7 protein-coding genes are annotated in these 8,221 nt (G+C 44.5%); 2 read left to right on the forward strand and 5 right to left on the reverse strand.

Going from position 1 to position 8,221, the window contains the following annotated elements; genetic code table 11:
• Positions 1 to 777 precede the first annotated feature (777 nt).
• Together IM462_RS02885 and IM462_RS02890 are read right to left on the reverse strand one after the other, a co-directional pair.
• Positions 778 to 1,332: a YqeG family HAD IIIA-type phosphatase gene (locus tag IM462_RS02885; protein WP_287704274.1), complete on the reverse strand. Its 555-nt coding sequence runs from the start codon at positions 1,330 to 1,332 to the stop codon at positions 778 to 780.
• 116 nt (positions 1,333 to 1,448) lie between these two features.
• On the reverse strand, positions 1,449 to 2,072 hold the full coding sequence (locus IM462_RS02890) for a class I SAM-dependent methyltransferase (RefSeq protein ID WP_287704276.1): 624 nt from the start codon (positions 2,070 to 2,072) through the stop codon (positions 1,449 to 1,451).
• Between the two features lie 119 nt (positions 2,073 to 2,191).
• On the opposite strand from IM462_RS02890, the gene hemH reads away from it, so the two are divergent.
• Complete coding sequence (hemH, locus tag IM462_RS02895; RefSeq protein WP_002738693.1) at positions 2,192 to 3,355, forward strand: ferrochelatase; 1,164 nt, start codon at positions 2,192 to 2,194, stop codon at positions 3,353 to 3,355.
• Positions 3,356 to 3,450: 95 nt separating this feature from the next.
• On the opposite strand, the gene IM462_RS02900 is transcribed toward hemH, so the two are convergent.
• The 3 genes from IM462_RS02900 to IM462_RS02910 all read right to left on the reverse strand — a co-directional run bounded on the left by IM462_RS02900 (position 3,451) and on the right by IM462_RS02910 (position 6,241).
• Positions 3,451 to 3,702 (reverse strand): DUF8653 family protein, encoded by a 252-nt coding sequence (locus tag IM462_RS02900; protein WP_002739055.1) that lies wholly within the window; start codon positions 3,700 to 3,702, stop codon positions 3,451 to 3,453.
• An 81-nt stretch (positions 3,703 to 3,783) separates the two neighbouring features.
• Positions 3,784 to 4,909, reverse strand: a protein-coding gene (prfB, locus tag IM462_RS02905; RefSeq protein ID WP_196219750.1) for a peptide chain release factor 2 whose coding sequence is annotated in 2 segments (ribosomal slippage) — positions 3,784 to 4,836 and positions 4,838 to 4,909 — 1,125 coding nt in all. Because the reading frame shifts where the segments join, the coding sequence is not laid out codon by codon here.
• A 180-nt stretch (positions 4,910 to 5,089) separates the two neighbouring features.
• Positions 5,090 to 6,241 carry a DUF3747 domain-containing protein gene (locus IM462_RS02910; protein WP_287704280.1) on the reverse strand — a complete coding sequence of 384 codons (1,152 nt, stop codon included), beginning with the start codon at positions 6,239 to 6,241 and terminating at the stop codon, positions 5,090 to 5,092.
• Positions 6,242 to 6,677: 436 nt separating this feature from the next.
• On the opposite strand from IM462_RS02910, the gene murD reads away from it, so the two are divergent.
• The gene (gene murD / locus IM462_RS02915; protein ID WP_287704282.1) at positions 6,678 to 8,027 is read left to right on the forward strand and encodes a UDP-N-acetylmuramoyl-L-alanine--D-glutamate ligase; all 1,350 of its coding nucleotides are present in this window, start codon (positions 6,678 to 6,680) and stop codon (positions 8,025 to 8,027) included.
• The last annotated feature ends 194 nt before the right edge of the window (positions 8,028 to 8,221 follow it).

The following is an 8,221-nucleotide window of genomic DNA, read 5'->3' on the forward strand; positions in this document are numbered from 1 at the left end:
AATAGACCTCTTGCAAAAGTCTTAAGTCGATCCTTGTACAGCAACATTTTTGAAGATTATCAACTACTAATAAATAATTAACTGAAAGTCCCTCCCATTATTGTTTCTATCGTTTGTTTTCGGATTTATGCAAGAGGTCTATACTACTTAATCGTTAGGCAGTAAGCATAAATAAGTTTTACACTTAATCATGTTTCACCTTTTCTCAAAAGGGTAGAAGGAGTTTTATCTATAAAGTTTATTTATTCTCAATGCCTAATGACCTAGTCGTTGGCTGCAAAACCTGCGAGTAACATTCTCCTAACCAAGCTGTTTTTTCTTCGTTTTTGAGCTTTGGTCAAACCTTGTTGAGAGCTACCTGAGATAATCCCACCACCAGACTGCTCCCATCACTTGACTAAGCTTTTGAGATGAGAGTTCTTGCCTAATTAATTTTTGAGAGTTCAAAAATGAGAAAAATAGGCATAAAATTGCATAAAATCCCTAAACAGAGCATTTAATTGATTAATTCTCATTCTTAATTCTCCTGAATACTGACTACTGGCTCCTCACCTAAGGGAAGATTTTTGATTTTTACAAGAGGTCTATTATAGTACAGGCTTTGATCGGAGGTAAACAAGGCGGTCGGGGGATCCCCACCAGTGCGCTTGCTCAGGGTGGGGAATTCCCGTGCCATATTTTCGTTAAGGTCTTTATCTCGGCTGACCTCATTTCAAATCCTCTATAGTATTTCCTACTTTTCGCCATTTACCTCTATAGTTAAGTATTTTTTAATATTTACTTTTGTGAGGATTGGTCAGGTTTTATTAAGTAATGCTGCGGATGCAGGGAAACGCCGAGAATTTGTGATATCCACACCTCAAAATCGTGGATTGGATAAGCTGCCCCCCCCGTCAAGGGATTTACCATTGGTTTCACCAGAATGGTAAACATTCCCAGACGATTTCCCGCTAAAACATCGGTAAACAAGCGATCGCCAACCATAGCAATTTGTTGGGGGGGGAGACTCATGGCTGCCATCGCTTGCCGGAGTTTGCGTCGAGAGGGTTTCACCGCACCGAGAAGGTAGGGAAGTTGTAAATTATCAGCGATCGCGCCGATGCGATTTTCACTGAGATTATTGCTGACCAACCAAATCGGTAGATAAAGACGCAAGGAATCGACCCAACGCTGTAAATCGTCAGAAACCGTCGTTTCCTGGAGGGGAACAAGGGTATCGTCCACATCGAGAATCAATCCCTTAATCTGATGCTGACTCAAAATCTCCAGAGTGAGACCGAGAATCGTATCCCCTAAAATTAAATCAGGTTGTAGAATTTTTGCTCTAGTCATTAACTTCTCAAAAATAACTGGCAGCGAGTCGATCGAACTCAGCTTGATTAAAAAACCGTTGCCTTATTTAGTATAAATGACCGACAGCCCCTGAAAATAATGCCGGATCCATCCCTTCACTTGGCCGCTTGAATCACCTGTAAACTACCACCAGCGTATAATTTTTGTTGACAATCACGAAAACCGATCGCCTGTAAAGATTGGATCAAGTCCCGATCGATAAACTGCCAAGCGGTATCGGTTTCAAATAATTGCAAAAATAGGGCTAAAGAAGGCCAAAAAAGCGGGTTAGTGGGTCGATGAAAATCCACGAGAGCAAAAATTCCCCCCGGTCTGAGAACTCGATACACTTCTTTAAGAATTTCCTCTAACTGCTCTGGTTCCATTTCGTGGAGAGCGGCGCTAGTATGAACAAAGGCGAATTCTCCGGCACTAAAGGGCATTTTTTCGGCTAATCCCTCCACATAATGCGCTTGCGGTACCGCTAAACTAGCTCGCTCCAGAGCCACAGGAGAGACATCTAAACCGGTACAGTGATCGGATAGGGGGACTAAATAACGGGTGGTTTGACCCGCACCACAACAGAGATCGAGGATAGGGTCATTTTTAGCGATTTTTAAACCTTCTAGGGCCAATTGCCGAAAACGGGACTCGCCACCCACTGCTAGGGCAGCCAGACGGGAGATACCATCGTAAAGCCATTGATATTGATAACTGAGGGGACGTAAAATTGTAGCCAAGATCAACCTCCAAGATTTGATTAAGTTCTCTGTAGCCTGTAATTTGTTTTAACGGTTCCACCGATATATTGTTAAACTTGGTAAAGAATCTGAAAATTTAAAAATTATCTGTTAACACTATGGGTCGCGTTGGCGTTTTATTATTAAATTTGGGTGGGCCGGAGCGGTTAGAGGATGTGCGTCCTTTTCTATTTAACCTTTTTTCTGACCCAGAGATCATCCGTTTACCGATCAAAGGATTACAAAAACCGTTAGCTTGGTTAATATCGACGCTAAGAGCGAGTAAATCCCAAGAAAATTACCGTCAGATTGGTGGTGGCTCCCCTTTACTCAAGATTACGGAAGCACAGGCCACGGCACTGCAACAACGTCTCGCGGAAATGGGCCGCGAGGTGAGCGTTTATATCGGGATGCGTTATTGGAACCCCTTCACCGAAGAAGCGATCGAGCGGATTAAACGGGATCATATCAAAAAATTAGTTATTCTCCCCCTTTATCCCCAATTTTCCATCAGCACCAGTGGTTCCAGTTTTCGTGTACTGGAGGAAATGTGGCAGCAGGATCCCTATCTACGTTTGACGGAATATACTCTCATCCCCTCTTGGTACGATCATCCCACCTATCTGAGTGCTATGGCGGATCTGATTGCGCGAGAGTTAGAGCAGTGTGCTAATCCTGACCAAGTACATATCTTTTTTAGCGCCCATGGTGTCCCCCAAAGTTATGTGGAGGAAGCGGGAGATCCCTATCAAAGGGAAATTGAAGAATGCACTAGGGCGATCATGCGTACGCTCAACCGACCCAATCAGTACACTTTAGCCTATCAAAGTCGCGTCGGTCCGGTGGAATGGCTAAAACCCTATACTGAAGATGCTTTAAAAGAGTTGGGAGAGCAGGGAATTAAGAATTTATTGGTCGTGCCGATTAGCTTTGTCTCGGAACACATCGAAACCCTGCAAGAAATCGATATAGAGTACCGAGAAGTGGCGGAAGAAGCGGGAATTGAACATTTTCAGCGAGTACCGGCTCTTAACACTCACCCGATGTTTATCGAATCTCTCTCCCAGTTAGTGGTCAAATCCCTAGAGGAAAAACCCACCACTTTCGAGCAAATTACCCATCCGAAAGCGAATATGAAAATGTATCCCCAGGAACGTTGGGAATGGGGGATGACAACGGCAGCCGAGGTGTGGAATGGTCGATTAGCGATGATCGGTTTTCTGGCAATTATTATCGAATTAATTACCGGTCAAGGACCGTTACATTTTGTTGGTTTATTATAACCTCAAGCTTCGTTGCCATTGCTTTTGATGGTAACTACCAAAATAAGGTTGGGTTTAACTATATTTAACCCAACCTTTGGCGATTTTATCTTCTCTTAGGACATCATATTCGCAGAACGAACATTAACGTTAACTTCTAGCCTACCATTGCCGAGCATATCTAACCCAGTGACGCTAAACAGATTAGCTTTAATTCCCCTTTCCTGAAAATTAGCCTGTAATTCTTTGATGAGAACCTCTTCCACTTTCCCTTCATCATCTGCTAGAGCTTGGACGATTTTAGCGGCGAAAGAGCCAATTTTTGCGCTCAATATTTCTTCCACATTGGTAATCTCGATAATAACCATTGATTTTTCTTCTTAGTAGAGGACAAATAGCTTAACAAGCAATAAGAACAGAATTTGCAAGAAAATAGAGCTGCTCTCATCTTAGGAATCAGTATAACCTGCACTGTTCCCGCCCAAACGTAAATAGGCTTCAATAAAGCTATCTAAATCCCCATTCATTACCCCGGTAACATCGGTGGTTTCCACATTACTACGCAGATCCTTAACTAATTGATAGGGATGAAAAACATAGTTACGGATTTGATTGCCCCAAGCGGCCTCCACCATATCGCCGCGAATTTCGGCGATCGCTTGAGCCTGTTGTTCCCGAGCAATAATTAACAATTTCGCCTTTAATAAAGCTAGGGCTTTTTCTTTATTTTGTAATTGCGATCGCTCTTGGGTACAACGTACAGCGATACCTGTGGGAAGATGAACCACACGCACGGCAGTTTCCACTTTATTAACATTTTGTCCACCTTTTCCCCCCGATCTAGTGGTGGTAATTTCTAAATCTTTATCGGGAATTTCTACCCTCACCGCATCATCGCCTAAAATTGGCATCACTTCCACCCCGGCGAAACTGGTTTGACGTTTACCATTGGCATTAAAAGGGGAAATTCTGACTAACCGATGGGTGCCTTTTTCTCCTTTCAGATAACCGTAAGCGTAGGTTCCAGCAATCTCAATTGTCACCGATTTAATTCCCGCTTCATCTCCTTCTGATATTTCCGCTAAAGTGACTTTATATCCCTGTTTCTCGGCCCAGCGAGAATACATTCTCAGGAGCATTTCTGTCCAGTCTTGGGCATCGGTTCCCCCGGCCCCCGCATTAATCGTTAAAACTGCTCCTTTTGCGTCGTAGGGACCATTTAAAAGCTGTTGCAATTCCCAGCGATCGAGGTCATGCTGTAAATGGGTTAAATTGTCCGTCGCTTCTTCTAGTAAAGCTCGATCGGATTCTAATTCTAATAACTCGATAATTGCCTTAGTATCTTCTAATTGTTCACACCAACTTTGATAGGTTTCTAAAGAAGATTTACACTCGTTTAGTTCTTGCAGGGTTTTTTGAGCAGTATCGGGATTATCCCAAAAAGTGGGGACGGCTGCCACCTGTTCTAAGTCTTTAATTTTGGCCCTTAAAGTGGGTAAGTCAAAGATAGTCCTGGGTTTTACCCAGGCGCGATCCTACTATCTCGATACCTTTTTTTAGTTCCGATATTTCCATGTTTTCAGTTATCAGTTATCAGTTATCAGTTACTCTAGAAGTCAGGAGTCAGGAGTCAGGAGTCAGGAGGCCGGAGTTGAGAGTTAGGGTTTTAGGGTTTTGGGGTTTTAGTTGAAATTCCCCCATTTTCCCATTTCCCCTATCCACTATCTGTTAACCGTTCCGCAGTTCCAGCGTTCCCTAAAATGGTACGATCGATCCGCGCAAGGGAGCAAGACTTTGTAAAGCGTTTTCAGCCTTATCACGACTGCTAAACGCGCCTATTTGCCAGACGCGACGACCTTGGTGGGAAGTGGGGAAAGCGTCGGGATAGAGAGAACGAACTTTGGTGCGATCGCTCTCGTTTTTAGCTTCGATTACTACTTTAAAGCCTTTGCGGCCACTATTGCTAGTATTGCCACTACTGGGATTAGCAGCCGGTCGATTAAAAGTAATCACATCCGATAAACTTCTCTGATTGCCTAGGTTGCGCGGCGGCGGTGGTGGTACAATCGCATTACCATTCTGAGCATTGGCTTGCCCTGAGCCAAGTCGAAGGGGAGGAGTTAGGGGAGGTAAATTAGGGGTAACTGGGGTCTGTGGCGTAAAATTTGGCTCTGGTACTGGATTACTGACCACTGGCTCAGGATTGCTCTCTACTGCTGTTTCTGCAGCCGTAAAGGTATATTCTCGCACTTCGGGATTAGCAGCAGGATTAACCGGTGTTTCTGCTTTGACGGATTCTCTGGGGAGGGGTGTGGGGGGGATAGACGATTGGGTACCCGCGAGTAATTCCGGGGGAGGATTGAAACTGGGACTATCAGCAGTTAGATAAATATGACTGAGATTTTGACCGGCTAGACTGCGTTTAGTAAAGCGCCAGCCATCGATGAGATAAATTTGGATTAAACCGGTCCCTAAACCTTTTGTCCGTCCAACAATTACCTCCGATTGCCTGGGATTGCGGGGGGTTCCCACGAGGACTAATTCCCCGTTGCGTTGTACGATACGCAGCAGGTATTCTAAACCGTAATCTTTGCCCTGAATGCGAAGGGAATAACCGTTACTGTCGGTGGCCCGTTCACAACTGCCGGTAAAATCGAAATCGAGGAGGAGAGGCTGAACAATGGTCGGTTCTGTGCCATTTACCGCCCAACATTGGCGTTTTCCCTGGATTTGTTGCAAAATCAGTAAATCGTATTTACCGTTACCGTAGGGACGGGCAATAGCGATAAAATCCTCTTGATTAACTTCTCTTTGTTCAAAGAGAGTCGCTTGACTCGGTGTAGTCAGGAGACAACTCCCTAGAAGTGAAAACAGTAGGGTAAATTTTAAGGATGATTTTAGATTCATAAATAGGGTGTGTTGTTATTGAGATCGTACTTGCATTTATTTTATCGATCTAGACGTAAGCGAGAGAATTTTGTTTTCAAAGGAAGATAGCTAGGGTTTGTTCAATAAATCTAAAAACCTTGTTGGGTAAAACTTTTAGACTTTTTGGAAACCAAAAAGTCCCAGATCTGGGAGTGATCGGGTGGAAAATTCCTGGACTTTTTCCCTGAAAATTAGGTAATTGACCCGCTCAAAATCGCTAAAACCCTACACCCTACACCCTACACCCCACACCCTACACCCGTTCGGCTGAGCTCACGGCCGAAGCCCACACCCTACACCCCACACCCTGCCCCCACCGAAAAACTTTTTGCCGCAAACCCTAGTTATTACTCGACCTAATCCACAGTAGGATAGAGATTGCTAAAAATTGACTCTTGAGTAGAGTGGCAACAAGATGGCGAAAGCGGCGATTATTGGATTGGGAAGATCGGGAATAGCAGCGGCAAGATGCTTAAAACGGGATGGTTGGCAGGTGACATTAAGCGATCGCTCTGATTCTCCCGGTTTACAAGCCACCAAAACCAATCTGGAAAGGGAAGGAATTATTGTCAATCTTGGTCAAAATCTCAGTCTAGAGGCTTCGGACTTGCCTAATCTTATCGTGGTTAGCCCCGGCGTGCCTTGGGATGCCCCGATTTTAATTACTGCCAGAGAAAAAGGCATCGATACGATCGGAGAATTAGAATTAGCTTGGCGTTATCTGCAATCTTCCCCCTGGTTGGGGATTACGGGAACTAACGGCAAAACCACCACCACCGCCCTCTGTGCCGCTATTTTTCAAAAAGCGGGGTTAAATGCCCCTTCCTGCGGTAATATCGGCTATGCTGCCTGTGAATTGGCTTTAAAAGCCGATAAATACGATTGGATTATTGCGGAGATTAGTAGTTATCAGATCGAGTCCAGTCGGGATTTATCGCCGAAAATCGGCATCTGGACAACTTTTACCCCCGATCACCTCAGTCGTCATCAAACTCTGGAAAATTATTATCAGATTAAAGCCTCTTTACTGCAAAGAAGCGATCGCCAAATCCTCAACGGTGATGATCCCTATCTGCGTCAAATCGGTGTTAGTCAATGGCAACAAGCTTATTGGACTTCTGTGAAGGGCAAAGAGGCACTTTTGGGCGATCCTAGTCGTGGTGTTTATCTGCAAGATAACTGGATCGTGGCTTTTGGGGAGTTAATTGCCCCGGTTAATCTGCTGAAAATGGTGGGTAGTCACAATCAGCAGAATTTGCTTATGGCTGTGGCCGCCGCTAGATTGGCGGGAATCGAGAAAAAAGCCATTACCGAAGCGATCGCTACTTTCCCCGGAGTTGCCCATCGTCTAGAGTACATTTGTACTTACAAAGGACTAGACTTTATTAATGATAGTAAAGCAACTAACTACGATGCCGCCGCAGTGGGCTTAAAATCTGTCCCTAGTCCGGCGATTTTAATCGCGGGGGGGGAAGCAAAAGCAGGGGATGATCGGGTTTGGATCGCTGAAATTAAGGCAAAAGTCGCCACCGTGCTGCTTATTGGTGACGCTGCCGCCGATTTTGCCCGTCGTTTACAGTCAGCAGGTTATCAAGATTATGAATGTGTAGAGACGATGGACAGGGCAGTTCAACGCGCAGCCGAACTAGGACTAGAAAAAGAGGCTAAAGTGGTGTTATTATCGCCCGCTTGCGCTAGTTTTGACCAATACCAAAGTTTTGAACATCGCGGCGATCACTTTCGGCAATTGTCTTTACAATTGTAGGGAGATGCGGGAATTATGAATTAAGTAGCTGGTTATAATTAAATTAAAAATGGATTTTAGGTTCGATCCCCCCTGCCCCCCTTGATAAGCTGTCCTTTAGTCACATCTTTCTTAACATTTCAAACCTTTGTAGCACAAGGCTTTCAAGACTCGGTTAACAATTTGTAATATTCCTTGTTGACACCCTTACTGAC

It is taken from the genome of Microcystis sp. M144S2 (assembly GCF_020246065.1).
Taxonomy (GTDB): domain Bacteria; phylum Cyanobacteriota; class Cyanobacteriia; order Cyanobacteriales; family Microcystaceae; genus Microcystis; species Microcystis ichthyoblabe_A.